The sequence below is a fragment of the Arthrobacter crystallopoietes BAB-32 genome, from assembly GCF_000328305.2.
Classification (GTDB): Bacteria; Actinomycetota; Actinomycetes; order Actinomycetales; family Micrococcaceae; genus Crystallibacter; species Crystallibacter crystallopoietes_A.
The window spans coordinates 1-23131 of the sequence record NZ_ANPE02000077.1; the positions used below are offsets into that span (position 1 = coordinate 1).

33 protein-coding genes and 2 pseudogenes are annotated in these 23131 nt (G+C 64.4%); 33 read left to right on the forward strand and 2 right to left on the reverse strand.

The annotated features are described in order from the left end of the window. A pseudogene (locus D477_RS22560) lies at positions 1 to 2207 on the forward strand (hypothetical protein); the annotation flags it as partial. 9 nt (positions 2208 to 2216) lie between these two features. After that, on the forward strand, positions 2217 to 2357 hold the full coding sequence (locus tag D477_RS22565; protein ID WP_005267731.1) for a hypothetical protein: 141 nt from the start codon (positions 2217 to 2219) through the stop codon (positions 2355 to 2357). 17 nt (positions 2358 to 2374) lie between these two features. On the opposite strand, the gene D477_RS04595 is transcribed toward D477_RS22565, so the two are convergent. Next, the gene (locus D477_RS04595; protein ID WP_237740702.1) at positions 2375 to 3847 is read right to left on the reverse strand and encodes a GH1 family beta-glucosidase; all 1473 of its coding nucleotides are present in this window, start codon (positions 3845 to 3847) and stop codon (positions 2375 to 2377) included. A 521-nt stretch (positions 3848 to 4368) separates the two neighbouring features. Here D477_RS04595 and rpsJ point away from each other — a divergent pair. From rpsJ to map, 23 genes and pseudogenes are all read left to right on the forward strand, one after another. Next, entirely contained in the window at positions 4369 to 4677 is a 309-nt protein-coding gene (rpsJ, locus tag D477_RS04600) for a 30S ribosomal protein S10 (RefSeq protein ID WP_003803825.1), read from the forward strand. A 16-nt stretch (positions 4678 to 4693) separates the two neighbouring features. Further along, entirely contained in the window at positions 4694 to 5347 is a 654-nt protein-coding gene (gene rplC, locus D477_RS04605; protein WP_005267733.1) for a 50S ribosomal protein L3, read from the forward strand. Between the two features lie 4 nt (positions 5348 to 5351). After that, the gene (gene rplD / locus D477_RS04610; RefSeq protein ID WP_005267734.1) at positions 5352 to 5969 is read left to right on the forward strand and encodes a 50S ribosomal protein L4; all 618 of its coding nucleotides are present in this window, start codon (positions 5352 to 5354) and stop codon (positions 5967 to 5969) included. Then, positions 5966 to 6271 carry a 50S ribosomal protein L23 gene (gene rplW, locus D477_RS04615; protein WP_005267735.1) on the forward strand — a complete coding sequence of 102 codons (306 nt, stop codon included), beginning with the start codon at positions 5966 to 5968 and terminating at the stop codon, positions 6269 to 6271. Before rplD ends, rplW begins: the two co-directional genes overlap by 4 nt. A 30-nt stretch (positions 6272 to 6301) precedes the next feature. Further along, complete coding sequence (rplB, locus tag D477_RS04620) at positions 6302 to 7141, forward strand: 50S ribosomal protein L2 (RefSeq protein WP_005267736.1); 840 nt, start codon at positions 6302 to 6304, stop codon at positions 7139 to 7141. Between the two features lie 12 nt (positions 7142 to 7153). Then, positions 7154 to 7435, forward strand: coding sequence for a 30S ribosomal protein S19 (rpsS, locus tag D477_RS04625; RefSeq protein ID WP_005267737.1), 282 nt, complete (start codon positions 7154 to 7156; stop codon positions 7433 to 7435). Positions 7436 to 7473: 38 nt separating this feature from the next. After that, the gene (gene rplV / locus D477_RS04630) at positions 7474 to 7839 is read left to right on the forward strand and encodes a 50S ribosomal protein L22 (RefSeq protein WP_005267738.1); all 366 of its coding nucleotides are present in this window, start codon (positions 7474 to 7476) and stop codon (positions 7837 to 7839) included. Then, positions 7840 to 8670 (forward strand): 30S ribosomal protein S3, encoded by an 831-nt coding sequence (gene rpsC / locus D477_RS04635; protein ID WP_005267739.1) that lies wholly within the window; start codon positions 7840 to 7842, stop codon positions 8668 to 8670. Then, a complete protein-coding gene (gene rplP / locus D477_RS04640; protein WP_005267740.1) occupies positions 8671 to 9087 on the forward strand; it encodes a 50S ribosomal protein L16 in 417 nt (138 codons plus the stop codon). It abuts the gene before it with no gap. Positions 9088 to 9089: 2 nt separating this feature from the next. After that, a complete protein-coding gene (gene rpmC, locus D477_RS04645; RefSeq protein WP_005267741.1) occupies positions 9090 to 9422 on the forward strand; it encodes a 50S ribosomal protein L29 in 333 nt (110 codons plus the stop codon). Then, on the forward strand, positions 9419 to 9709 hold the full coding sequence (gene rpsQ / locus D477_RS04650; RefSeq protein ID WP_043845659.1) for a 30S ribosomal protein S17: 291 nt from the start codon (positions 9419 to 9421) through the stop codon (positions 9707 to 9709). The genes rpmC and rpsQ overlap by 4 nt, the downstream gene beginning before the upstream one ends. 387 nt (positions 9710 to 10096) lie before the next feature. Next, positions 10097 to 10465, forward strand: a complete 369-nt coding sequence (rplN, locus tag D477_RS04655; RefSeq protein WP_005267743.1) for a 50S ribosomal protein L14 — start codon at positions 10097 to 10099, stop codon at positions 10463 to 10465. Positions 10466 to 10468: 3 nt separating this feature from the next. Then, positions 10469 to 10834, forward strand: coding sequence for a 50S ribosomal protein L24 (gene rplX, locus D477_RS04660; protein WP_005267744.1), 366 nt, complete (start codon positions 10469 to 10471; stop codon positions 10832 to 10834). After that, the gene (gene rplE, locus D477_RS04665) at positions 10834 to 11403 is read left to right on the forward strand and encodes a 50S ribosomal protein L5 (RefSeq protein ID WP_005267745.1); all 570 of its coding nucleotides are present in this window, start codon (positions 10834 to 10836) and stop codon (positions 11401 to 11403) included. Before rplX ends, rplE begins: the two co-directional genes overlap by 1 nt. Positions 11404 to 11485: 82 nt before the next feature. Then, entirely contained in the window at positions 11486 to 11884 is a 399-nt protein-coding gene (gene rpsH, locus D477_RS04670) for a 30S ribosomal protein S8 (RefSeq protein WP_005267746.1), read from the forward strand. A gap of 18 nt (positions 11885 to 11902) precedes the next feature. Beyond that, positions 11903 to 12439, forward strand: coding sequence for a 50S ribosomal protein L6 (gene rplF / locus D477_RS04675; RefSeq protein WP_005267747.1), 537 nt, complete (start codon positions 11903 to 11905; stop codon positions 12437 to 12439). 2 nt (positions 12440 to 12441) lie between these two features. Beyond that, positions 12442 to 12812: pseudogene (gene rplR / locus D477_RS04680) on the forward strand (50S ribosomal protein L18). Then, positions 12809 to 13516, forward strand: coding sequence for a 30S ribosomal protein S5 (gene rpsE, locus D477_RS04685; RefSeq protein WP_043845662.1), 708 nt, complete (start codon positions 12809 to 12811; stop codon positions 13514 to 13516). The pseudogene rplR and the gene rpsE overlap by 4 nt, the downstream one beginning before the upstream one ends. Before the next feature lie 2 nt (positions 13517 to 13518). Then, complete coding sequence (gene rpmD / locus D477_RS04690; protein ID WP_005267750.1) at positions 13519 to 13734, forward strand: 50S ribosomal protein L30; 216 nt, start codon at positions 13519 to 13521, stop codon at positions 13732 to 13734. Between the two features lie 2 nt (positions 13735 to 13736). Then, positions 13737 to 14192, forward strand: coding sequence for a 50S ribosomal protein L15 (rplO, locus tag D477_RS04695; protein ID WP_005267751.1), 456 nt, complete (start codon positions 13737 to 13739; stop codon positions 14190 to 14192). A gap of 192 nt (positions 14193 to 14384) precedes the next feature. Beyond that, positions 14385 to 15698: a preprotein translocase subunit SecY gene (secY, locus tag D477_RS04700; RefSeq protein WP_005267752.1), complete on the forward strand. Its 1314-nt coding sequence runs from the start codon at positions 14385 to 14387 to the stop codon at positions 15696 to 15698. Beyond that, on the forward strand, positions 15695 to 16270 hold the full coding sequence (locus D477_RS04705; RefSeq protein ID WP_005267753.1) for an adenylate kinase: 576 nt from the start codon (positions 15695 to 15697) through the stop codon (positions 16268 to 16270). Before secY ends, D477_RS04705 begins: the two co-directional genes overlap by 4 nt. Before the next feature lie 81 nt (positions 16271 to 16351). Then, positions 16352 to 17179, forward strand: a complete 828-nt coding sequence (map, locus tag D477_RS04710) for a type I methionyl aminopeptidase (RefSeq protein WP_005267754.1) — start codon at positions 16352 to 16354, stop codon at positions 17177 to 17179. A 37-nt stretch (positions 17180 to 17216) separates the two neighbouring features. On the opposite strand, the gene D477_RS04715 is transcribed toward map, so the two are convergent. Beyond that, positions 17217 to 17657 carry a hypothetical protein gene (locus D477_RS04715; RefSeq protein WP_043845664.1) on the reverse strand — a complete coding sequence of 147 codons (441 nt, stop codon included), beginning with the start codon at positions 17655 to 17657 and terminating at the stop codon, positions 17217 to 17219. A 164-nt stretch (positions 17658 to 17821) separates the two neighbouring features. Here D477_RS04715 and D477_RS04720 point away from each other — a divergent pair, with 164 nt between their 5' ends. The 8 genes from D477_RS04720 (at position 17822) to D477_RS04755 (ending at position 23111) form a co-directional block, all read left to right on the forward strand. Continuing rightward, complete coding sequence (locus tag D477_RS04720; RefSeq protein ID WP_005267756.1) at positions 17822 to 18766, forward strand: P1 family peptidase; 945 nt, start codon at positions 17822 to 17824, stop codon at positions 18764 to 18766. 162 nt (positions 18767 to 18928) lie between these two features. Beyond that, a complete protein-coding gene (gene infA / locus D477_RS04725; RefSeq protein WP_005267757.1) occupies positions 18929 to 19150 on the forward strand; it encodes a translation initiation factor IF-1 in 222 nt (73 codons plus the stop codon). 79 nt (positions 19151 to 19229) lie between these two features. Then, positions 19230 to 19343: a 50S ribosomal protein L36 gene (rpmJ, locus tag D477_RS04730; RefSeq protein ID WP_005267758.1), complete on the forward strand. Its 114-nt coding sequence runs from the start codon at positions 19230 to 19232 to the stop codon at positions 19341 to 19343. A gap of 158 nt (positions 19344 to 19501) precedes the next feature. Beyond that, positions 19502 to 19879: a 30S ribosomal protein S13 gene (gene rpsM / locus D477_RS04735; RefSeq protein ID WP_005267759.1), complete on the forward strand. Its 378-nt coding sequence runs from the start codon at positions 19502 to 19504 to the stop codon at positions 19877 to 19879. A gap of 44 nt (positions 19880 to 19923) precedes the next feature. Then, positions 19924 to 20325 carry a 30S ribosomal protein S11 gene (gene rpsK, locus D477_RS04740; RefSeq protein ID WP_005267760.1) on the forward strand — a complete coding sequence of 134 codons (402 nt, stop codon included), beginning with the start codon at positions 19924 to 19926 and terminating at the stop codon, positions 20323 to 20325. Positions 20326 to 20481: 156 nt separating this feature from the next. Continuing rightward, positions 20482 to 21492, forward strand: a complete 1011-nt coding sequence (locus D477_RS04745) for a DNA-directed RNA polymerase subunit alpha (protein WP_005267761.1) — start codon at positions 20482 to 20484, stop codon at positions 21490 to 21492. Positions 21493 to 21560: 68 nt separating this feature from the next. Then, entirely contained in the window at positions 21561 to 22154 is a 594-nt protein-coding gene (rplQ, locus tag D477_RS04750) for a 50S ribosomal protein L17 (protein WP_043845666.1), read from the forward strand. A gap of 27 nt (positions 22155 to 22181) precedes the next feature. Beyond that, the gene (locus D477_RS04755; protein ID WP_005267763.1) at positions 22182 to 23111 is read left to right on the forward strand and encodes a tRNA pseudouridine synthase A; all 930 of its coding nucleotides are present in this window, start codon (positions 22182 to 22184) and stop codon (positions 23109 to 23111) included. The last annotated feature ends 20 nt before the right edge of the window (positions 23112 to 23131 follow it).

Consider the following 23131-nt stretch of genomic DNA (forward strand, 5'->3'; position numbering starts at 1 on the left):
CCGCCACGCTGCTGGCGCCGCTGGCGGTGCTCGCGCATCTGCCTGAAGCCGCTGAGGATCCCGGGCTGGGGGAGCGGTACGCCCTGCTGGTCCTGGTGCTGGCCGCGGTCGTCAATCAACTGGCCGGCACCGTCCAGGCTCTGCGTGGCCGGCCCGGTCTGATGCCGCGGACCCTGGTGCTGCTGTATGCGGCACTCGGCCTCGCCGCGATGGCATGGCTGGTCGGAGCCGAGCTGGCACCGGCAGCCAGTGGCGGCGGCGTACGGCTCGGCTACATCGGGTTCTGGATCTGGCTTGCTGCCGGGCTTGCCGTGTCCTACCTGCTGACGGCCCGGCCGGCTCCGGTCCGGAGCATCGACCTTCCGGGCCGGGCCATGGAGTTCCTGGCACCGGCAGTTCTGCTGGCTGCTGCCTTGGTGGGCACAGTGTTCCTTGGCCTGCGAGGCTACGAAATCCTCCTGGCCGTAGCGGCTGTCTTTTCGGTGGCGATGGCGCTGCTGCCCCTCAGTGCTGCGCGCAAGGGCTGGTACCTGCTGGCCACCCAGGCGGCCATCCTCATTCTGTCCATGCTGCTCGGATGGGACCTGACCGGCAGCGTCCATGTGCTGTTCGCGGTTGCCGCCGGTACCGCGACCGTCCAGGAAGCGACGCGGCTGCTGCTGGCGAAGAAGCTGGACGGATTCGGGCTCCAGTCGGCAGGGGCCTGGGCGAGCCTGGCCCTGTTGGCTGTCCTGCCCCTGCTCTATGCCGCGATTGCTCCGGCGGAACGCGGAGTGATCTGCCTTCAGCTTCTCCTGCTGCTGGCTGTCGCCGTCGGCAGGTTCGGGGTTCACCACCGGCACGCCGGCTTCGTTATCGTCCTGGCTGCGGGCGCGTTGATAGCGGCGCTCAGCGACGCCCTGTTCTTCGCCGGCGGCGGCTGGATGCCGACGGCGGTGCTGTCGGCCGAGGTCGCCGCCTTGGTCGCCCTGGTCCTTGCCGGTGGCGCGGTCTGGCTCCGTCTGCGAGACAGCGGGCGGACCCATCGGGTGCTCCTGCTTGGTGGCGCCACGGCGTGGGTGCTGGAGTCCCTGCTACTGTCCCTGGCCGACGGGGCATGGATGACTCCGGTGGCGCTGTTCGCCGCGGCAGTGATGTTCTTCGTCTTGTCCCACCGGGAGGCCCAGCCGTGGCTCTACCCGGCCGGTGCCGGAACTGTGCTCGCCGGCAGCGCCGTCCTGATGGACCGGCTGGACATGACCGGCCTCCTGGATCTGCCGGTGCCGGCGGGCCGTTGGCTGGCCGCCGGCTGGCTCGCCGCGGTGGTCCTCTATGGCTTCCGTCTGGTCCAGCGTGAGCGCGAGGGCGTCCACCCGGTCCGCGCCATCAGTCTGCCCGCAATAGGGCTTGGGGCCCTGGGCATGGCGGCGCTCATTGCGCTGGTTCCCGACCGCACGGCTGTTGCCGCGGCCCTGTCCATGGTGGCAGTGGCGGCGTTGCTGGTGGTCGAGGTTCCGCTGCGCCGCAAATGGGCGGCTGCCGAGGCGGCGGTTGTCCCGGTCGTCGCGGCGCTGCAGCGGCTGTTCGTCGTTGCCGAAGGTGCACTCGAACCGTACTGGGCACTTCAGTGGTGGGTCGTTGCGGGTGCGCTGACGGCAGCCTTCGAATTCGGATGGCGGCGTGCTGTACGCGGCACTGTCGCGTTGTCCATCAGCGCTGGCTTGCTGTCGCTCTCAGTCCTGGCAGCCTTCATCAGCGGCGACCTGCTGCACCAGGTCTGGGCGCTGGTCGGCCATGCCGGCCTGGTGGCTTTCGGCCTGATGACCTCGCGGAGGCTGTTCTTAATCTGGGGCGCGTGCGGGATCGCGCTGACCCTGCTCTGGTTTATGCGCGGCTACACTTTCCTGCTCTTGTTCATGGCCGCCCTGGGCCTGCTGGCATTTGCCATCTGGAAACTGGCCAAACACAGCGGCTCCGGCCGGCCTCCGGCGAACCGGCCGTACCCGCCGCCACCAGTCCCGCCTACCGGCCAGGGCTACTACGAGGAGCAGCCGTCCAGGCCAGGCTACCCAATGGCGCCGACAGCCGGACCTGGCCACCAGGTGGCGCCCCCGGCGCCGCCGGCCGCGGGGCAGGGACAGTACCCGCCGCCTTGGTACCAGCCCCCATCCGGATCGGCACAGCCGACGCTTGGACCGGAGGCACCGCCCCAACACGCACCGCAGTAGGATCGGAGCATGGAGTGGATCGTGTTCTGGATTGTCATCGGTGTGGTCGTCGCCGTTGCCGGGGCGGTGGCATGGGGCCGGCGGTACTTCCGCCATGAGATCGACCGGGCCAAGCGGATCCGGCGCGCCAACGACTACGGCAAGCAGTAGCCGGCAGCGGCTGCGGATCAGCGCCGCACGGCACTGGTGTCGGCGCCGCGCAGCGATGTAATGGCCTGCAGCCAGCTGTAGGAAGACTTGGGAATGCGCTGCTGCGTCTCGAAATCGACGTAGACCAGCCCGAAGCGCTGGCTGTATCCGGCAGCCCACTCGAAGTTGTCCATCAGTGTCCAGACGTAGTAGCCGCGAAGGTCGACCGATTCGGCGGCGCCGCCCGGGGCTGTCGCGGCGAGGGCCGCTGCCAGATGGTCCCCGAGATAGTTGATGCGCTGGATGTCGGCGACATGAGGCTCACCGGTCAGCGCGTCCTGGACGACGACATCCGGGAAGCTGGCCCCGCCTTCGGTGATGAACACCGGCGGAAGCTGCGGATAACGCGCCGCCATTTCAGCCAGGGCGATGCCCAGGTACTCGGGAGCGACGGGCCAGCCGAACGCTGTCCGGTCGTACTGCGCCCAGCCGGTGATGTGGAAGGGAAGTTCCGGGCTGTCTTCGAGCATGTGGTCGGGCAGGCCTTCGGGCAGCGCGTCCGGGCCCGTGTTGGGGCCGGGGCCGGGCGCGATCCGGGTGGGGAAGTAGTAGTTGAGCCCGTAGAAATCCAAGGGCTGGGACATGATGGCCAAGTCCTCATCGGAGACTTCGGTCAAATAGTGCAGGAACGGCATGAGCAGGGGATTGAACTCGGAATAGCGGCCCAGCAGGACCGGATCCGAGAACATCCCGTTGTGCAGAACGTCGAAGAGTTCGACCAGCAAGTCGTTGACGAAACCACCCCGGGCAGCGACGACCGGGGAGTAGACGTTCGTGATGCCGATGTCACCGGGCACACCCGCCGCGCGCAGCGCCTGCATGCTCAGTCCGTGCGCGAGGACCATATGATGGCCGGCCGGAACCGCATCGAAGAGGCCCGGATGGCCGGGTGCATGGATGCCCAGCCCGTAGCCGTTCAGAGTGACGGTGGTCGGTTCGTTGATGGTGACCCAGCGCTGGACTCTGTCGCCGAACAGCTCGGCTGCAATAGCGGCGAAATCGGCCAGGCGGTAGGCCGTCTCGCGGTTCAGCCACCCGCCGGCCTGTTCCAGCGGCAGCGGAGTGTCCCAGTGGTAGAGCGTGCACATGGGCGATATGCCGCGTGACAGGAGTTCATCCAGCAGCCGGTCGTAGAAGGCGATGCCCGCCGGATTGGTGCCACCCCGTCCGTCAGGCTGGATCCGCGGCCAGGACAGCGAGAAGCGGTACGAATCGACGCCCAAGGCATGGATCAGCTGCACGTCGTCGGCCATCCGGTGGTAGTGGTCGCAGGCGACGTCGGCGTTGTCGCCGTTGACGATCCGGGCCGGCTGGGCCGCAAAGGCATCCCAGCCGGACGGCCCCCGGCCGTCCTCGGCTACCGCGCCTTCGATTTGGAAAGCGGCGGTGGCGACGCCTAGGGTGAAGTCGGCGGGAATCATCGCCGCAAGACTCTCTGGTGAAATGCCCACAGGTGAGTCCTTCCGCTTAGGCGTCCGCCGCAGGTTGGAAGTAGCATCTCACCTGAAGGTGGGCTAGTCACGGCCAGTCCGGTGAAAACATTCCCGGCCTTGGGCTGCAGCTGGAATTTGCGGGCCGCGGGATTCCAGCCCTCAACGCCGGCATTTCCGCGTAGTCGGCTCTCGATTCGCGTTTCATGGCCATTTCTGCCACACTAGATGAGTTGTTCAAGCGCTTCCGTGTGTCTTCATGCGTGACCGCGTCCCGCCCGGGATAATGCCCGGGGCCAGGGTCAGGTTCCGTGGAGCGAGAAGCCCAAATATAACCCACCCCAATCTTGCTGGGCGTAGCTATGCAGAATGCATACGACACGCCCGACCGCGGGGGTCGGAGCCTCGGCAGGGTGAGGAACCCGGAAACTTCCGGATTCAGCTTGTTGGAGGCGCGCCAGGTAGGCCCACAGCGCGGGCTAATCCGGGGGCGCAGAACTGGAAATTAACAGAGCAGCACTGAGAAAGAGAGCGGAGACGCCATGGCGGGACAGAAAATCCGCATCCGTCTGAAGTCATATGACCATGAGGTCATTGATGTTTCAGCGCGGAAGATCGTTGAGACGGTCACGCGTGCAGGCGCAACGGTAGTAGGCCCCGTGCCGCTGCCCACCGAGAAGAACGTTTACTGCGTGATTCGTTCGCCGCACAAGTACAAGGACAGCCGTGAGCACTTTGAAATGCGTACTCACAAGCGTCTGATCGACATTATTGACCCCACGCCTAAGGCCGTTGACTCGCTCATGCGTCTTGATCTGCCTGCAGACGTGAATATCGAAATCAAGCTGTAGGGGAGAGCGGATTACTATGTCTACCACTACACGCCAGGTAAAGGGCCTGCTGGGCACCAAGCTCGGCATGACCCAGGTCTGGGACGAGAACAACCGCCTTGTGCCGGTGACCGTCGTTCAGGCTGACTCCAACGTTGTTACCCAGCTGCGCAATGCTGACGCTGATGGCTACACCGCTGTCCAGATTGGCTACGGCCAGATCGATCCCCGCAAGGTTTCCAAGCCGCTGGCGGGCCACTTCGAGAAGGCCGGCGTGACTCCTCGCCGCCACCTCGTTGAGCTGCGCACCTCCGACGCCGAGTCCTACGAGCTTGGCCAGGAACTGTCCGTGGAAACCTTTGAAGCCGGCCAGAAGATCGACGTCGTCGGAACCTCCAAGGGTAAGGGCTTCGCCGGTGTCATGAAGCGCCACGGCTTCTCCGGTGTTGGTGCCTCGCACGGCCAGCACAAGAACCACCGCAAGCCCGGTTCCATCGGCGGCGCGTCCACCCCGGGCCGCGTCTTCAAGGGTCTGCGCATGGCCGGCCGCATGGGCGCCGTTCGCCACACCACGCTGAACCTGACCGTTCACGCTGTGGACACCGAGAAGTCGCTGCTCTTGATCAAGGGCGCTGTCCCCGGTGCCCGCGGTTCGGTCGTTCTCGTCCGTTCCGCTGTGAAGGGAGCCTAGTCAAATGGCTAACACTGTAAAGGTCGACCTGCCGGCCGAGATCTTCGACGTGCAGACCAACGTGCCGCTGCTGCACCAGGTCGTCGTCGCGCAGCTCGCTGCCGCCCGCCAGGGTACCCACAAGACCAAGACCCGCGCCGAGGTTTCCGGCGCCGGCCGCAAGCCGTTCAAGCAGAAGGGCACCGGCCGCGCCCGCCAGGGTTCGATCCGCGCTCCGCACATGACCGGCGGCGGCGTCGTCCATGGCCCGACCCCGCGCGACTACAGCCAGCGCACCCCCAAGAAGATGAAGGCTGCTGCCCTGCGCGGCGCCCTGTCCGACCGGGCACGCAACGGCCGTATCCATGTCCTCGACGCCCTGGTTTCCGGCGAGAAGCCGTCCACCAAGGCTGCTACCGAGGCACTGCGTTCGGTTACCGACCGCAAGAACCTGCTCGTCGTCATCGAGCGCGCCAACGATGTGGCGGCCCTGAGCCTGCGCAACATCGAGGAAGTTCACACCATTTACGTGGACCAGCTGAACACCTATGACGTGCTCGTGTCGGACGATGTGGTCTTCACCCAGGCTGCCTACGAGGCATTCATCGCAGACAAGAACACTGCCAAGGAGGACGCCAAGTGAGCGCGACCACCGCTAAGGACCCCCGCGACGTCGTGCTTGCACCCGTCGTTTCGGAAAAGAGCTACGGCCTGATCGACGAAGGCAAGTACACCTTCCTGGTCGACCCGCGCTCGAACAAGACCGAGATCAAGCTGGCTGTGGAGAAGATCTTCTCCGTCAAGGTCGACTCGATCAACACCATCAACCGTGCCGGGAAGCGCAAGCGCACCCGTTTCGGATGGGGACAGCGCAAGAGCACCAAGCGCGCGATTGTCACCCTGAAGGAAGGCACAATCGACATCTTCGGCGGTCCGCTTTCCTAAGCGGAGACCACTTTAACGAGGAAATGAATTATGGGAATCCGTAAATACAAGCCGACTACGCCGGGCCGCCGCGGCTCGAGCGTGGCCGACTTTGCTGAAATCACGCGGTCGACACCGGAAAAGTCGCTGGTTCGCCCCCTGACCAAGTCGGGCGGACGCAACAACTCCGGCAAGATCACGACCCGTCACAAGGGTGGCGGCCACAAGCGCCAGTACCGTCTGATCGACTTCCGTCGTCATGACAAGGACGGCGTGCCGGCCAAGGTTGCCGAGATCGAATACGATCCGAACCGCACCGCCCGCATTGCACTGCTGCACTACGTTGATGGCACCAAGCGCTACATCCTGGCTCCGGCCAAGCTGAAGCAGGGCGACATGGTCGAGGCCGGTGCCGGCGCCGACATCAAGCCCGGCAACAACCTGCCGCTGCGCAACATCCCCGTGGGTACCGTTATCCACGCCGTGGAAATGCGCCCGGGTGGCGGTGCCAAGATGGCCCGCTCCGCCGGTGCTTCCGTCCAGCTCGTGGCCAAGGAAGGCAAGTACGGCCAGCTCCGTCTGCCCTCCGGCGAAATCCGCAACGTTGATGTGCGCTGCCGCGCCACCATCGGCGAGGTCGGCAACGCCGAGCAGTCCAACATCAGCTGGGGCAAGGCCGGCCGCCTGCGCTGGAAGGGCATCCGCCCGACCGTCCGCGGTGTGGCCATGAACCCGATCGACCACCCGCACGGTGGTGGCGAGGGCAAGACCTCCGGTGGCCGTAACCCGGTCAACCCGAACGGCAAGCCCGAGGGCCGTACCCGCCGCCCCAACAAGGAAAGCGACAAGCTCATTGTGCGTCGCCGTCGTACTGGCAAGAACAAGCGATAGGAGCCTGGAGACATGCCACGCAGCCTGAAGAAAGGCCCCTTCGTCGATCAGCACCTCTACCTGAAGGTTGCTGCCGAGAACGAAAAGGGCACCAAGAACGTCATCAAGACGTGGTCCCGCCGTTCGATGATCGTGCCCGACATGCTCGGCCACACGATCGCCGTACACGACGGACGCAAGCACATCCCGGTGTTTGTCACTGAGTCGATGGTCGGGCACAAGCTCGGCGAATTCGCCCCGACGCGGACTTTCCGCGGCCATGTGAAGGACGACCGTAAGGGCAAGCGCCGCTAGGCGCTGCTCGAACGGCAGAAGACGAGAGAAGGAAAGCAATGGAAGCCAAGGCTATTGCGCGCCACATCCGCGTAACGCCTATGAAGGCCCGGCGCGTCGTCAACCTTGTTCGTGGCAAGCAGGCGAATGAGGCTCTGGCAATTCTGAAGTTTGCCCCGCAGGCAGCTTCGGAGCCGGTATCGAAGGTACTCGCTTCGGCAGTCGCCAACGCCCGCGTGCTCGCGGACCGTGACGGCGTCGCGTTCGATGAGAGCGACCTGTACATCAGCGAGGCCTTTGTTGACGAGGGCCCGACGATGAAGCGGTTCCAGCCGCGTGCCCAGGGCCGCGCCTACCGCATCAAGAAGCGGACCAGCCACATCACGGTTGTTGTCGCTACCCCGGAGAAAGAGGAGGACCAGTAAGTGGGACAGAAAGTAAACCCGCACGGATTCCGCCTCGGTATCACCACCGACCACGTCTCCCACTGGTTCGCTGACAGCAACAAGGTCGGCCAGCGTTACAAGGACTTCGTCCGCGAGGACGTCAAGATCCGCCAGCTCATGTCCACCGGCATGGAGCGTGCAGGTATCGCCAAGGTTGAGATCGAGCGCACCCGTGACCGCGTCCGCGTGGACATCCACACTGCCCGCCCGGGCATTGTGATCGGCCGCCGTGGTGCCGAAGCCGACCGCATCCGCGGCGAGCTCGAGAAGCTGACCGGCAAGCAGGTGCAGCTGAACATCCTCGAGGTCAAGAACCCCGAGATCGAAGCACAGCTGGTTGCCCAGGGCATCGCTGAGCAGCTCTCTTCCCGCGTGGCTTTCCGCCGCGCGATGAAGAAGGCCATGCAGTCCGCGCAGCGCGCCGGTGCCAAGGGCATCCGTGTCCAGTGCTCCGGCCGCCTGGGTGGCGCCGAAATGAGCCGTTCGGAGTTCTACCGCGAAGGCCGTGTGCCCCTGCACACCCTGCGCGCGAATATCGACTTCGGCTTCTTCGAGGCCAAGACCACCTTCGGCCGCATCGGCGTGAAGGTCTGGATCTACAAGGGCGACGTGACCGCGAAGGAACTGGCTGCCCAGCAGGCTGCCGCTCCGTCGCCGCGTGGCCGCGGTGGTGACCGTCCGGGCCGGGGCCCGGCAGACCGTGGCGAGCGCCGCCGTCGTACTGACCGCTCTGCAGCTGCCGAAGCCCCCAAGGCTGAGGCTCCCGCTGCGGAAGCAGCCGCTCCGGCTGCAGAAGGAGGAGAGGCTTAAATGCTTATCCCACGTCGAGTCAAGCACCGCAAGCAGCACCACCCGTCCCGCACGGGCGCTGCCAGCGGCGGCACCCAGGTCAGCTTCGGCGAGTGGGGTATCCAGGCCCTGACGCCTGCGTACGTCACCAACCGCCAGATCGAAGCTGCCCGTATCGCCATGACCCGCCACATCAAGCGTGGCGGTAAGGTCTGGATCAACATTTACCCGGACCGCCCGCTGACCAAGAAGCCGGCCGAAACCCGTATGGGTTCCGGTAAGGGTTCGCCGGAGTGGTGGGTTGCGAACGTCAAGCCGGGCCGGGTTCTGTTCGAACTCTCCGGTGTCAATGAAGAGGTAGCGCGCGAGGCCCTTCGCCTGGCGATCCACAAGCTGCCGTTGAAGGCACGCATCGTGCGTCGTGAAGGTGGTGAATAGAAATGGCAGTTGGTACCAAGGATCTGGCAACCAAGCAGCTCGAGACTTTCGATAAGGACCGTCTCGTCGAGGAGCTTCGGAAGGCCAAGGAGGAACTGTTCAACCTCCGTTTCCAGTCCGCCACCGGTCAGCTGGAGAACCATGGCCGGCTGAAGGCCGTCAAGCGCGATATCGCCCGCATCTACACGGTGCTGCGCGAACGCGAGCTGGGTATCCGGCCCGAGGTCGAGGCTTCCGCCGAGGAAGCTCCGGCCGAGAAGAAGGCAAAGAAGTCCAAGAAGGCCGAGTCCGCGGAAGCCGCCGAGACCCCGGCCGCCGAGGATGATGCCAAATGAGTGAGAAGGAAGCATCTGTGACTGAAGCAGCACAGGCTCGCGGCAACCGGAAGACCGCCCGCGGTTACGTGGTCTCCGACAAGATGGACAAGACCATCGTCGTCGACATCGAAGACCGCAAGAAGCACGCGCTCTACGGCAAGGTCATGCGGCGCAACACCAAGGTGAAGGCCCATGACGAGCAGAACAGCGCCGGCATCGGCGACCTGGTTCTGCTGGCCGAGACCCGCCCGCTCTCCGCTACCAAGCGGTGGCGCCTGGTCGAGATCATCGAGAAGGCCAAGTAGGACCTGGTTCCTGCACGTTGGGCCCGCCCGCCAGGCGGGCGGGCCCAACCCCTTAGGTTTCCCGCTCCGGTCAAGTTCCGGCCATCGTGCCGGCGAGCTGTCCGGGGATGGGTTTGAAGGGGAGCGATCCCCTTGAAAAATACGAGCCCCTGGCCGCAGATTCAGCTGAATTTCGCGTCCGGGGTGTCTTGGTAATAAACTAGTAATCTTGCCTGTGCCGTTTGGAAAGACTATCCACCTTTCCGCATGGACAGAATAGGCAAATTCCCGCAACCGCCTTCGGCTTTGCGCTCACGCGCGGGCAGGGGGAGCTACGGCGCGGGGACATCCCATATCCGTTCCGCAAGGCTCACATGATGAGAACCGGCGCGACGACAGGAGTTATAAGTGATTCAGCAGGAGTCGCGACTTAAGGTCGCCGACAACACGGGTGCCAAGGAAATCCTGACCATCCGCGTTCTCGGTGGATCAGGCCGTCGCTACGCAGGCATTGGCGACGTTATCGTTGCCACCGTCAAGGATGCAATTCCCGGCGGCAACGTCAAGAAGGGTGACGTCGTTAAGGCTGTCATCGTTCGTACCAAGAAGGAACGCCGCCGCGCGGACGGTTCCTACATCAAGTTCGATGAGAACGCTGCAGTGATCCTGAAGAACGACGGCGACCCGCGCGGTACCCGTATCTTCGGCCCGGTAGGCCGTGAACTTCGCGACAAGAAGTTCATGAAGATCATCTCGCTTGCTCCGGAGGTGCTGTAGCCCATGGCTAAGTTCAAGATCAAGAAGGGTGACCTGGTCCAGGTCATCACCGGCGCCAAGCAGGACCGCGGCGGCGACCGCGGCAAGCAGGGCAAGGTCCTGAAGGTGTTCACGGAGTCCAACCGCGTGCTGGTCGAAGGCGTCAACCGCGTCACCAAGCACACCAAGGCTGGACAGTCGGAGCGCGGCACGAAGACCGGTGGCATCGAGACCGTTGAGGCCCCGATCCACATTTCGAACGTGGCGCTCGTCGATCCCGAGACCAAGAAGCCGACCCGCGTTGGCTACCGCACTGAAACCGTTGAGCGCGATGGCAAGGAGCGCACTGTGCGCATCCGCGTTGCCAAGGCCTCCGGGAAGGACCTCTAATGACTGAGACTGCCAACAAGATCGTCCCCCGTCTGAAGACTCGCTACGCCAACGAGATCAAGCAGGCTCTCCAGGACGAGTTCAAGTACGAGAATGTGATGCAGGTCCCCGGCCTGGTCAAGGTTGTCGTCAACATGGGCGTCGGAGATGCCGCGAAGGACTCCAAGCTCATCGACGGCGCTGTCCGCGATCTGACCCAGATCACCGGCCAGAAGCCGCAGGTCACCAAGGCCCGCAAGTCCATCGCACAGTTCAAGCTGCGCGAAGGCATGCCGATCGGCGCCCACGCCACTCTGCGCGGCGCCCGCATGTGGGAATTCGTTGACCGCCTGGTCACCCTGGCCCTGCCCCGTATCCGCGACTTCCGCGGCCTCAACGGCAAGCAGTTCGACGGAAACGGCAACTACACCTTCGGTCTGACCGAGCAGTCCATGTTCCACGAGATCGATCAGGACAAGATCGATCGCGTGCGCGGTATGGATATCACCGTAGTAACCACCGCGAAGACCGACGAGGAAGGCCGTGCGCTGCTCAAGGCGCTGGGCTTCCCGTTCAAGACCGAAGACTAATTCGACTACGTAAAAGGTCCTGTCCCGGCGGCCACGGCTGCGGGATGAGGAAACCGTTACGAGGAAGGGCAAGAGCCCACAAATGACTATGACAGATCCTGTCGCAGACATGCTGACTCGTCTGCGCAATGCAAACTCGGCTTACCACGACTCCGTGTCCATGCCGGCCAGCAAGCTGAAGGTCCGCGTCGCCGAGATCCTGAAGGCGGAAGGCTACATTGCCGGCTGGAAGGAAGAGGAAGCGGAGGTTGGCAAGAAGCTGATCCTGGAGCTGAAGTTCGGCCCGAACCGCGAGCGTTCCATCGCTGGCGTCCGCCGCATCTCCAAGCCCGGTCTGCGCGTTTACGCCAAGTCCACCAACCTGCCGCACGTGCTCGGCGGCCTGGGCATCGCAATCCTGTCCACCTCTTCCGGCCTCATGACTGATCGTCAGGCCGGCAAGAAGGGCGTGGGCGGCGAAGTCCTCGCTTACGTCTGGTAACGGGAAAGGAAGAGAACAATGTCACGTATTGGACGTCTCCCCATCACCGTTCCGGCCGGCGTCGAGGTTAAGGTCGACGGCAACGTTGTGTCCATCAAGGGCGCCAAGGGCGAACTGACCCACTCGGTCGCTGCCCCGATCCAGGTCTCCCTGGACGACAGCACCCTGACCGTCTCCCGCCCGAACGACGAGCGCGAATCCCGCTCGCTGCACGGCCTGACCCGCACGCTGATCAACAACATGATCATCGGTGTCACCGAGGGCTACAAGAAGAACCTCGAGATCATCGGCACCGGTTACCGCGTGCAGGCCAAGGGCTCGGACCTCGAGTTCGCCCTGGGCTACAGCCACCCGGTCGCCGTGAAGGCACCCGAGGGCATCACCTTTACAGTTGAGGGTCCGACCAAGCTCTCTGTATCGGGAATCAACAAGCAGCAGGTCGGCGAGATTGCTGCCAACATCCGCAAGCTGCGGCGCCCGGACCCCTACAAGGGCAAGGGCATCCGCTACGCTGGCGAGCAGATCCGCCGCAAGGTCGGAAAGGCTGGTAAGTAATCATGGCTATCGGAATTAAGGGTAAGAGCAAGTCTGCTGCACGCGGACGTCGCCACCTGCGCGTCCGTAAGCGCATCACCGGCACCGCGGTCCGTCCGCGCCTGGTTGTGAACCGTTCGGCACGCCACGTCTTCGTCCAGATCGTGGATGACAGCAAGGGCATCACCGTTGCTTCGGCTTCCACCATGGAAGCTGACCTGCGCGGTTTCGACGGCGACAAGACCGCCAAGTCCAAGCGCGTCGGCGAGCTCGTGGCCGAGCGTGCAAAGCAGCCGGTATCGAGGCCGTTGTGTTCGACCGTGGGGGCAACAAGTACCACGGCCGCATCGCTGCAGTGGCCGACGGCGCACGTGAAGGTGGGCTGGCACTGTGACCGTTGAGAATAACGAAAAGGAAACTCAGGTGACTGAAGCAACTGAGACCGCCGCAGCCGCAGGCAACGCCGACAAGGTTGCTTCGTCCCAGGATGACCGCCGCGGCGGCCGTCGTGGCGAGCGCGGCGACCGTGGTGGCCGCGGTGAGCGCGGCCGCGGCCGCGACAACGCCCGCGACGCCGAGAAGGACAAGTACCTCGAGCGCGTCGTCACCATCAACCGCGTTGCCAAGGTCGTCAAGGGCGGCCGTCGCTTCAGCTTCACCGCTCTGGTGGTTGTCGGTGACGGCAACGGCCTGGTCGGCGTCGGCTACGGCAAGGCCAAGGAAGTTCCGGCCGCCATTGCCAAGGGCGTTGAAGAGGCCAAGAAGGCCTTCTTCCGTGTCCCGATCGTGGCCGGCACGGTTCCGCACCGTGTCCAGGGCGAAGCCGCCGCAGGCGTTGTGATGCTGCGTCCGGCCGCTGCCGGTACCGGTGTTATCGCCGGCGGCCCGGTCCGCGCCGTACTGGAATGCGCCGGTGTCCACGACGTGCTGTCCAAGTCCCTGGGCTCGGCCAACGCGATCAACATTGTGCACGCTACTGTGGACGCTCTGCGTCGCCTCGAAGAGCCGCAGGCAGTGGCCGCCCGCCGTGGCCTGCCGCTGGACGAGGTCGCTCCGCCGATTCTGCTCCGCAGCATCCAGCAGAAGGCAGGTGCGTAGTCATGCAGACTACCCGTAAGAATCTGACTCCGTCTGACGCGCAGTTGGAAATCACCCAGATCAAGTCCGTCATTGGCGGGAAGCAGAATCAGCGCGACACGCTGCGTTCACTGGGCCTGAAGCGCATCGGACACACCGTTGTCCGCAGCGCCGACGCCGTGACTGTTGGCATGCTCAACACTGTTTCTCACCTGGTGAAGGTTGAGGAGGCGAAGTAGAGATGGCAGAAGAGAACAACCCTCTGAAGGTCCACCACCTGCGTCCTGCCCCCGGTGCCAAGACCGCCAAGACCCGTGTTGGTCGTGGTGAAGGCTCCAAGGGCAAGACCGCCGGCCGTGGCACCAAGGGCACCAAGGCCCGTTACCAGGTCAAGGCAGGTTTCGCCGGCGGCCAGCTGCCGCTGCACATGCGCCTGCCGAAGCTGCGTGGCTTCAAGAACCCGTTCAAGGTGGAGTTCCAGGTCGTGAACCTGGACAAGCTCAGCGAGCTGTTCCCCGAGGGCGGCGAGGTCACCGTGGAGTCCCTGGTGGCCAAGGGCGCTGTTCGCAAGAACCAGCCCGTGAAGGTCCTGGGCACCGGCGACATCACCGTCAAGGTCGATGTGAAGGCCAACGCCTTCTCCGCCAGCGCTGCCGAGAAGATCGCCGCCGCCGGCGGTTCGACCACGGAGCTCTAACAGCTCTGTTGGACGTGATCCCACACAGCCCTAAGTGAACTCTTGGTGGCCGGTCCCTACCGGCCACCAAGAGTTCCTTGGGTTAATAGCACTTGACGTAGTAACCGGAGTTAATCCGGATGGGGCGGAACCGATACACTCGGTTCTTGTGTATTGCCGCTCGGCGGCATCAAATGACTTTCAGGAGGACGCTTGCTTAGCGCAATTGGCCGGGTTTTCCGGACGCCGGACCTGCGACGCAAGTTGTTGTTCACGCTCGGTATCATCACCGTCTACCGGCTGGGTGTCTTCATCCCTGCCCCGGGTGTTGATTACGGAAACGTTCAGCAATGCTTGGCACTGGGCAACACCAGCGGCGGACTGTACCAGTTCGTGAATCTCTTCAGCGGTGGTGCCCTGCTGCAGGTGTCCATCTTTGCCCTCGGCATCATGCCGTACATTACGGCGAGCATCATCGTCCAGCTGCTGCGCGTCGTGATTCCCCGGTTCCAGGAACTCCACCAGGAGGGTCCGCAGGGCCAATCGAAACTCACCCAGTACACGCGGTACCTGACCATCGCGCTGGGCCTGCTGAACGCCACCACACTCATCTCGCTGGCCCGCAGCGGTGCGCTGCTCGGCGACTGCCCGCTGCCCATCATTCCCGATGACAGCCTGGTCGTGATCGTCCTGCTCATCATCACCCTGACCGCCGGCACCGGCCTGATCATGTGGATGGGCGAGCTGGTCACCGAGAAGGGCGTCGGCAACGGCATGTCGCTGCTGATCTTCGTCTCCATTGCCGCCGGCTTCCCGTCCTCTCTGGGCGAGATCCTGCGCGCCCAGGGCGTCAACATCTTCATCGGTGTCATCATCATCGGCCTCTTCACCGTCGCCGCCGTGATTTTCGTGGAGCAGTCGCAGCGCCGCATCCCGGTGCAGTACGCCAAGCGCATGGTGGGCCGCCGGACGGTGGGCGGCACCAGCACCTACATTCCGATCAAGGTGAACATGGCGGGCGTCATTCCCGTTATCTTCGCCTCCTCGATGCTCTACCTCCCGTCGCTGATCGCCCAGTTCAACACCCCCACGGACGGCACCACGCCGCCGCCGGAATGGGTGAACTGGATCAACACCTTCCTCGTCAGCGGCGACCACCCCGTCTATATGGCGGTCTACTTCCTGCTGATCGTGTTCTTCACGTACTTCTACGTCTCGATCACGTTCAACCCGCAGGAGACGGCCGACAACATGAAGAAGTACGGCGGCTTCATCCCGGGCATCCGGGCCGGCCGGCCGACTGAAGAGTACCTTTCCTATGTGCTCTCGCGGATCACGCTGCCAGGTGCGCTGTACCTGGGCGTGATCTCCCTGATCCCGTTGATCGCGCTGGTGCTGATCAATGCCAACCAGAACTTCCCGTTCGGTGGTGTTTCGATCCTCATCATGGTCGGTGTGGGTCTGGAAACCGTCAAACAGATCAATGCCCAGCTTCAGCAGCGGCACTACGAAGGACTATTGCGATGACAAAGATGCTCATTATTGGCCCGCCCGGATCGGGCAAAGGAACACAGGCTGCACGGATCTCCGAGCGGCTGGGCGTCGTCGCGATCTCCACCGGTGACATCTTCCGCGCCAACGTGAAGGAAGAGACCCCGCTGGGCCTGGAGGCCAAGAAGTACATCGACAAGGGCGACTTCGTCCCGGACAGCGTCACCAACAACATGGTGCGTGACCGCCTGAAGCAGGACGACGTCGAGCCCGGCTTCCTGCTCGACGGTTACCCGCGTACCACTGCGCAGGTGGACGAGCTGGACAACATCCTGGCCGAGCAGGAAGACCAGCTGGACGTGGTCCTGCAGCTGACCGCGGACGACGAGGAACTGGTCAAGCGGCTCCTGGGCCGCGCCCAGCAGGAAGGCCGCGCGGACGACACCGAGGCCGTCATCCGCCACCGCCTGGACCTCTACCACGAGCAGACCGAGACCGTCGTCGCCCGCTACGCCGAGCGCGGCATCCTCACCAAGGTGGACGGCATCGGCCCCATCGACGAGGTCACCGACCGCATCATGGACGCGCTCAAGAGCGTGACCGCCTGACCCAGGCACAAACCCCAGCCGCAGGCCCTGTTCTTCCGGACAGGGCCTGCGGTCTTCGCAGCTCCAGAAGGACGTAACCACATGGCATTCGGCCAGCCCAGCATCGAATACAAGACCAACGAGCAGATCCGCAGAATGCGCAAAGCCGGCCTCGTGGTTAGCCGCGCCCTCGACGCTGCCGCAGCCGCCGCCGTCGTTGGCGCCACCACAGCGGATCTCGACAAAGCCTTCGAAGCCGTGCTCGATGCCGAGGGCGCGAAGAGCAACTTCAAGGGCTATCACGGCTTCCCCGCCACGGTCTGCGTCTCCGTGAACGACGAGGTCGTCCACGGCATCCCCGGCGGCAAGATCCTGCAGGACGGCGACATCCTCTCCATCGACGGAGGCTGCAGCGTCGACGGCTGGCACGGCGACTCCGCCCGTGGCGTCATCGTCGGGACGGCCGACCCCGAAGACCAGCGCCTCTCCGACGTCACCGAGGAAGCCATGTGGCGGGGCATTGCCGCCCTGGCCACCGGCTCGCGGGTCGGGGACATCGGCAACGCCATCGACGACTACGTCAGCAGCGTCCCCGGCAAGCCGCTGGGCATCCTTGAGGACTACGTCGGCCACGGCATCGGCACCGCCATGCACCAGGCCCCGGACGTGCTCAACTACCGCAGCAAGCACCGCGGTCCCAAGATCCGCCCGGGCCTGTGCCTGGCCATCGAGCCCATGCTGGTCCGCGGGGACATCGAAACCAAGGTCCTCGACGACGACTGGACCGTCGTCACCACGGACGGCTCCCGCTCCTGCCAGTGGGAGCACACCGTGGCCGTGCACGAGGGCGGCATCTGGGTCCTCACCGCCGAGGACGGCGGCGCCGCAAAGCTCGCCCCGCTCGGCGTCACCCCCGTCGCCCTCGTCTGAATCAGGGTGTTCGAGGCCGCCTATGCGTCGGACTGGTTTATGTGGATGAAGAACCCGGCAGGTCCTCGGACGCCAAGCGGATGAACTGCTTGACCGAGTCGGGGTCCGACATTCCCTCGCCCGGTTTTTCGGACGAACCGCTCAAGATGCCGACGAAGTTCAGCGGCTTCGACGTGCTCGGGCTTGCCCCGTAGTCGGACCATAAGTGCACTGGAGCCTCGTTCCGCAGGATGTCGTACATCCGCGTGAAATCTTCGTACGGAAGGCCCGCCAGGATCTGGATGCCGGATGTGCTTACTCCGACGTTATGCACGACACCGCTCAGAGCGCTATAGGTGGGGGAATAGAAAAGCTGAGCCGAGTTCCGGTGTCCGGAGGCGGCGACCTTCCCATACACGTTGATCAAAGTGGCCGGCGCAGTTGCTGAGCGCCCTTGAGCGACGCCGTACATCTCAATCTCGAACACTGCCAATGGCATGGCATCTCCTTTGATGGTGCCGGTCCGGCAGCAGATGCTGACCTGGATGTGCGCGATGCTCCTGCGTTCCAGAGCGGTATGGGCGCATCCTCATAATGGCACCGCAGCGTGTGCCCTGGCGAACCCTGTCCTCGGGGCGTGGAACGTCATGGCAGGATGAAACCATGTCTTCCATCACCGACGTTCCCGGGATCCGGGTGGGCCAGGTCGAGCGGATCGGGGACGGCTGGCTGACCGGCGTCACGGTCGTGCTGCCGCCGCCGGGCACGGTCGGCGCGGTGGATGTGCGCGGGGGAGGGCCGGCCACGCACGAGACGGACGCGCTGGATCCCACCACGCTGGTGCCCGAGGTCGACGCAGTGGTGCTCACCGGCGGCAGCGCGTTCGGGCTGATCTCGGCGCACGGGGCGCAGCGCTGGTGCGAGGAGCAGGGCCGCGGCTTCCGCACGCGGGAGGCGGTGGTGCCAATCGTTCCCGCCGCGGCGATCTACGACCTAGGGCGCGGCGGGGACGTCATGGCCCGGCCTACCGAGCAAATGGGGTACGACGCCGCAGCGGCAGCGGGTGCCTCACAGGAGTTTGCAGCGGTGCGGCGGGGCAATGCCGGCGCCGGTGCCGGGGCCGCTGTGGATTTCCGCCGCTACAAAGGGGGAGTGGGAACGGCATCGCTGCGGATGGCCGGGCCGAACGAGGACATCGTGGTGGGAGCCCTCGCCGTCGCGAACGCCGCCGGCGCCCCCATCCCATTCGGCGGTGCGGCACGCTCGGCGGTGGAGCAGGGGCAGCGCGGACCGCTGAACACGACGCTGTGCGTGGTGGCCACGAATGCGGTGCTGGATCCGGCCCAGGCCACCCGGACTGCTTCGGCCGCGCACGCCGGCCTGGCCCGGGCGCTGAGTCCCTCGCACACGCTGGCCGACGGCGATGTCATTTTCGCCCTGGCCACCTGCAGGCAGGAACTGGCCTTCGGCGAGGACGCCGATCCGCGGATGGAGCTGCAGATCCTGGCGGCCGAGGCGGTGCGCCTGGCCATAGCGGACGCGGTGGCGAGTGCCGAAGCAGTGGAAACACCCGCCGTCGTACTTGCAAAGTATCCCGATTTAACTTAGGCGGCCTTCTGGGGTACAGTTGTCTGTTGGTTGTCTCTACTTTCGTGCCCTGTTTCGGGCCGGAATCTGCCGGAAACGGTGGCTCCGCAGAAGGTTCCGAGGCGAACAAACCCAAAAATTCCAGCCCCACAACTGTGGTGGTTACTGACGTTAGCGGAGGATATGGCTAAGAAAGACGGTGTCATTGAGATTGAAGGCACTGTGCAGGAAGCTCTGCCCAATGCGATGTTCCGCGTTGAGCTGACTAACGGACACGTTGTGCTTGCTCACATCTCGGGAAAGATGCGTCAGCACTACATCAGGATCCTCCCCGAGGACCGGGTGGTAGTGGAACTCAGCCCGTACGACCTCTCCCGGGGCCGTATCGTCTACCGCTACAAGTAAAGACTTATGCCCCGCGGGCAACTGCGGGGGCCGTAAGTAGTTACGCAAGCAACAACTGCAAATAACGCAAAGGAAAACCATGAAGGTCCAGCCGAGCGTCAAGCGGATTTGTGACAAGTGCCAGGTGATTCGTCGCAAGGGCAACGTCATCGTGATCTGCGAGAACCCGCGCCACAAGCAGCGCCAGGGCTAAGCTCCCTGCTTCGGCAGGGGCGCTTTGCGCGCGCGTAGTAACTCAATAACGGCAGTACAGCAGGGCAACCTGCATACCCCCGGGCACGGAGGCCGGGGACCTGGGAACCAGGACTGTGCTGCTCCAGACCTCCGGATACAACAAGGAGAACCGCCAATATGGCTCGTCTCGCTGGCGTAGATATTCCCCGCGAAAAGCGGGTAATTATCGCCCTGACTTACATCTACGGCGTGGGCAAGACCCGTGCAGAGCAGACCATCGCGGAGACCGGCATCAACCCGGACACCCGCGTCAAGGACCTCACCGATGCGGAGCTCGTGCAGCTGCGTGACTACATCGAGGGCAACTACAAGGTAGAAGGTGACCTCCGCCGTGAGGTTGCCGCCGACATCCGCCGCAAGGTCGAGATCGGCAGCTACGAAGGCCTCCGCCACCGCCGTGGCCTGCCCGTCCGCGGACAGCGCACCAAGACCAACGCTCGTACCCGCAAGGGCCCGAAGCGCACCGTCGCCGGTAAGAAGAAGGCCGGCCGCTAAACCAGCTGGCCGTTAGCTACCAACACACTTTGTAGGAGAAATACATGCCCCCCAAGACTCGTGGAGCGGTCCGCAAGCCGCGTCGCAAGGACAAGAAGAATATTGCGCTTGGACAGGCGCACATCAAGAGCACCTTCAACAACACCATCGTGTCCATCACGGACCCGACCGGTGCTGTGATCTCCTGGGCTTCGGCCGGTGAGGTCGGCTTCAAGGGCTCCCGCAAGTCCACCCCGTTCGCTGCGCAGATGGCCGCCGAGTCCGCTGCCAAGCGCGCCCAGGAGCACGGCCTGAAGAAGGTCGACGTCTTCGTGAAGGGCCCGGGTTCGGGACGCGAAACCGCCATCCGTTCGCTGCAGGCCGCTGGCCTCGAGGTCGGCTCCATCCAGGACGTCACCCCCAGCGCCCACAACGGTTGCCGTCCCCCGAAGCGCCGCCGCGTCTAATCAGTCGTTCCGGTTCCTTCGGCCGCCGTCGAGGATCCCCCGGAAATGCGGGGGATCCTTGCGGCGGCTGAAGGTGCCATTCCCGGCTGACTAGCCGTTCTTTTCCACCAATTCGTGTTGCGTCATATAGCGGACGCTCGCTGAAAGGAAATCTAAGTGCTCATTGCACAGCGCCCAACTCTTACCGAAGAAGTAGTAGCGGACAACCGCTCCCGGTTCGTCATCGAGCCGCTGGAGCCGGGCTTCGGCTACACCCTTGGCAACTCGCTTCGCCGTACCCTGCTGTCCTCGATCCCCGGTGCCGCCGTTACCAGCATCCGGATCGACGGGGTCCTGCACGAGTTCACCACCGTTCCGGGTGTGAAGGAAGATGTCACCGAGATCATCCTGAACATCAAGAACCTGGCTGTCTCCTCCGAGCATGACGAGCCCGTCGTGGCCTACCTGCGCAAGCAGGGCCCCGGCGTCGTCACCGCCGCGGACATCGCACCGCCGGCCGGCGTGGAATTCCACAACCCGGACCTGCACATCGCCACCCTGAACGAAAAGGGCAAGTTCGAGCTCGAGCTGACCATCGAGCGCGGCCGCGGCTATGTTTCCGCAGCCCAGAACAAGTCCGGCGACTCGGAAATCGGCCGCATCCCGGTCGACTCCATCTACTCGCCGGTCCTGAAGGTCACCTTCAAGGTTGAGGCGACCCGTGTCGAGCAGCGCACCGACTTCGACCGCCTGATCGTCGACGTCGAAACCAAGGATTCCATCGCACCGCGCGACGCCGTCGCCTCTGCCGGAACCACCCTGGTTGAGCTGTTTGGTCTGGCCCGCGAGCTGAACACCCAGGCTGAAGGTATCGAGATCGGCCCGAGCCCCACCGACGCTGCCCTGGCAGCCGACATGGCGCTGCCGATCGAGGACCTTGAGCTGACCGTGCGTTCGTACAACTGCCTCAAGCGTGAGGGCATCCACACCGTGGGTGAGCTCGTTGCCCGCTCCGAGGCTGACCTGATGGACATCCGCAACTTCGGTGCCAAGTCCATCGACGAGGTCAAGGCAAAGCTGGTGGAACTGGGACTGTCCCTGAAGGATTCCCCTCCAGGTTTCGACCTGGCCGCGCGTGCCGCAGCCATCGAAGAGGACGAAGAAGCCTTCGGCGAGGACGAACTCTAAAACGCAGGAATTTTTGCCGCCATGGTGCTTTTGTTGCGCCAAGCGGCACCATTTGAGGAGAAAACATAATGCCTACCCCGTCTAAGGGTCCGCGCCTCGGAGGCGGTCCGGCCCACGAGCGCCTGATGCTCGCCAACCTGGCTGCATCGCTGTTCGAGCACAAGCGGATCACCACCACCGTCACGAAGGCCAAGCGCCTGCGCCCCTACGCCGAGCGCCTGATCACCTTCGCCAAGCGCGGAGACCTGGCTTCGCGCCGCCGCGTGCTTGCCTCGATCAGCGACAAGGGCATCGTCCATGAGCTGTTCACCGGCATCGCCCCGGCAGTGGAGAACCGCGAAGGCGGCTACACCCGCATCACCAAGATCGGCAACCGCAAGGGCGACAACGCACCCATGGCCGTCATCGAACTGGTGCTCGAGCCGCTGTCTCCGAAGCAGGCCGTGGTGAAGGAAGCCGAGAAGGCTGCCCAGACCGCTGCTCCGGCTCCGGTTGCCGAGACCGAGTCCCCGGAATCGCCCGAGTCGGCTGAGTCCGGCGAGTCCGCAGAGTCGACCGAGTCCGCCGACATCCCCGAGACCCGCACCGAAGATGCCGAGGTCACCGAGGATGCCGCCGTGGAAGCCGACGAGGCTGCTCCGGAGGACGACGAGAAGAAGTAACTTCCCGTTCCCTCTAACATGGAGGGTATGAACTCCCGGAAGCCCGCCGTCCCGAACCCGGACAGCGGGCTTCTGCGTGTCCGGATGGATTTGGCGTACGACGGCGGGGCGTTCAGCGGGTGGGCAACCCAACCGGGGTTGTTGACAGTGCAGGGGGCTGTCGAGGAGGGTCTGGCGACCCTTGTCCGCCGACCGGTCCGGCTGACCGTCGCCGGACGGACCGACGCCGGCGTCCACGCCCGCGGGCAAGTCGTGCACTTCGACGTCGAGCCAGGGGAGTGGGAAGCCCTCGCGCGCGGCCGCGACATCGACCCTGCTGATTCCCTGGTTCGCCGGCTGCGGGGTGTGCTGGCAAAAGTGCTCGGAGGACGGGTCGGCGCCCCTGTCCCGTACCGCGACCTAGCCGGCGCCATCGAAGTCCACACCGCCGGCCTCGCCCCGGAAGGTTTCGACGCCCGCTTTTCTGCCCTTTGGCGCCGCTACAGTTACCGAATTGCCGATCGCCCCCGGAACTGGGATCCGCTGACCCGCAATATCACCCTCTGGCACAAGCATGCCCTGGACGTCGAAGTCCTGAACGAAGCCGGGAGCAAGATCCTGGGTGTCAATGATTACCTGTCCTTCTGCAAGCCGCGTGAATTCTCCACCACCATCCGCGAACTCCAGCACTTCGAGTTCTGCCGAGGCGAAGACGGCGTCATCACCGCCTCAGTTCAGGCGGACGCCTTCTGCCACAACATGGTCCGTGCCCTCATCGGCGCCTCGCTTATGGTCGGCACCGGCGAACACGAGCCGGCTTGGCTCGCCGAACGCCTCGCCGCAAAGGTCCGCGACTCGAAAACGAAGCTTGCCCCGCCGCACCCGCTCGTCCTCGAGGAGGTCGCCTACCCGCCTGTCAGCTCGCTTCTCGAACGCGCTGAACAAACGCGCGCCAAAAGAACTGAGGATGCCGAGTAGCCGGCCGCTCTGAATCGGAC

Coding starts and splice junctions, on each gene's coding strand:
- D477_RS22565 (WP_005267731.1), top strand. CDS start 2,217: ATGGAGTGGATCGTGTTCTGGATTGTCATCGGTGTGGTCGTCGCCGTT.
- rpsJ (WP_003803825.1), top strand. CDS start 4,369: ATGGCGGGACAGAAAATCCGCATCCGTCTGAAGTCATATGACCATGAG.
- rplC (WP_005267733.1), top strand. CDS start 4,694: ATGTCTACCACTACACGCCAGGTAAAGGGCCTGCTGGGCACCAAGCTC.
- rplD (WP_005267734.1), top strand. CDS start 5,352: ATGGCTAACACTGTAAAGGTCGACCTGCCGGCCGAGATCTTCGACGTG.
- rplB (WP_005267736.1), top strand. CDS start 6,302: ATGGGAATCCGTAAATACAAGCCGACTACGCCGGGCCGCCGCGGCTCG.
- rpsS (WP_005267737.1), top strand. CDS start 7,154: ATGCCACGCAGCCTGAAGAAAGGCCCCTTCGTCGATCAGCACCTCTAC.
- rplV (WP_005267738.1), top strand. CDS start 7,474: ATGGAAGCCAAGGCTATTGCGCGCCACATCCGCGTAACGCCTATGAAG.
- rplP (WP_005267740.1), top strand. CDS start 8,671: ATGCTTATCCCACGTCGAGTCAAGCACCGCAAGCAGCACCACCCGTCC.
- rpmC (WP_005267741.1), top strand. CDS start 9,090: ATGGCAGTTGGTACCAAGGATCTGGCAACCAAGCAGCTCGAGACTTTC.
- rpsQ (WP_043845659.1), top strand. CDS start 9,419: ATGAGTGAGAAGGAAGCATCTGTGACTGAAGCAGCACAGGCTCGCGGC.
- rplX (WP_005267744.1), top strand. CDS start 10,469: ATGGCTAAGTTCAAGATCAAGAAGGGTGACCTGGTCCAGGTCATCACC.
- rplE (WP_005267745.1), top strand. CDS start 10,834: ATGACTGAGACTGCCAACAAGATCGTCCCCCGTCTGAAGACTCGCTAC.
- rpsH (WP_005267746.1), top strand. CDS start 11,486: ATGACTATGACAGATCCTGTCGCAGACATGCTGACTCGTCTGCGCAAT.
- rplF (WP_005267747.1), top strand. CDS start 11,903: ATGTCACGTATTGGACGTCTCCCCATCACCGTTCCGGCCGGCGTCGAG.
- rpmD (WP_005267750.1), top strand. CDS start 13,519: ATGCAGACTACCCGTAAGAATCTGACTCCGTCTGACGCGCAGTTGGAA.
- rplO (WP_005267751.1), top strand. CDS start 13,737: ATGGCAGAAGAGAACAACCCTCTGAAGGTCCACCACCTGCGTCCTGCC.
- D477_RS04705 (WP_005267753.1), top strand. CDS start 15,695: ATGACAAAGATGCTCATTATTGGCCCGCCCGGATCGGGCAAAGGAACA.
- map (WP_005267754.1), top strand. CDS start 16,352: ATGGCATTCGGCCAGCCCAGCATCGAATACAAGACCAACGAGCAGATC.
- D477_RS04715 (WP_043845664.1), bottom strand. CDS start 17,657: ATGCCATTGGCAGTGTTCGAGATTGAGATGTACGGCGTCGCTCAAGGG.
- D477_RS04720 (WP_005267756.1), top strand. CDS start 17,822: ATGTCTTCCATCACCGACGTTCCCGGGATCCGGGTGGGCCAGGTCGAG.
- infA (WP_005267757.1), top strand. CDS start 18,929: ATGGCTAAGAAAGACGGTGTCATTGAGATTGAAGGCACTGTGCAGGAA.
- rpmJ (WP_005267758.1), top strand. CDS start 19,230: ATGAAGGTCCAGCCGAGCGTCAAGCGGATTTGTGACAAGTGCCAGGTG.
- rpsM (WP_005267759.1), top strand. CDS start 19,502: ATGGCTCGTCTCGCTGGCGTAGATATTCCCCGCGAAAAGCGGGTAATT.
- rpsK (WP_005267760.1), top strand. CDS start 19,924: ATGCCCCCCAAGACTCGTGGAGCGGTCCGCAAGCCGCGTCGCAAGGAC.
- rplQ (WP_043845666.1), top strand. CDS start 21,561: ATGCCTACCCCGTCTAAGGGTCCGCGCCTCGGAGGCGGTCCGGCCCAC.
- D477_RS04755 (WP_005267763.1), top strand. CDS start 22,182: ATGAACTCCCGGAAGCCCGCCGTCCCGAACCCGGACAGCGGGCTTCTG.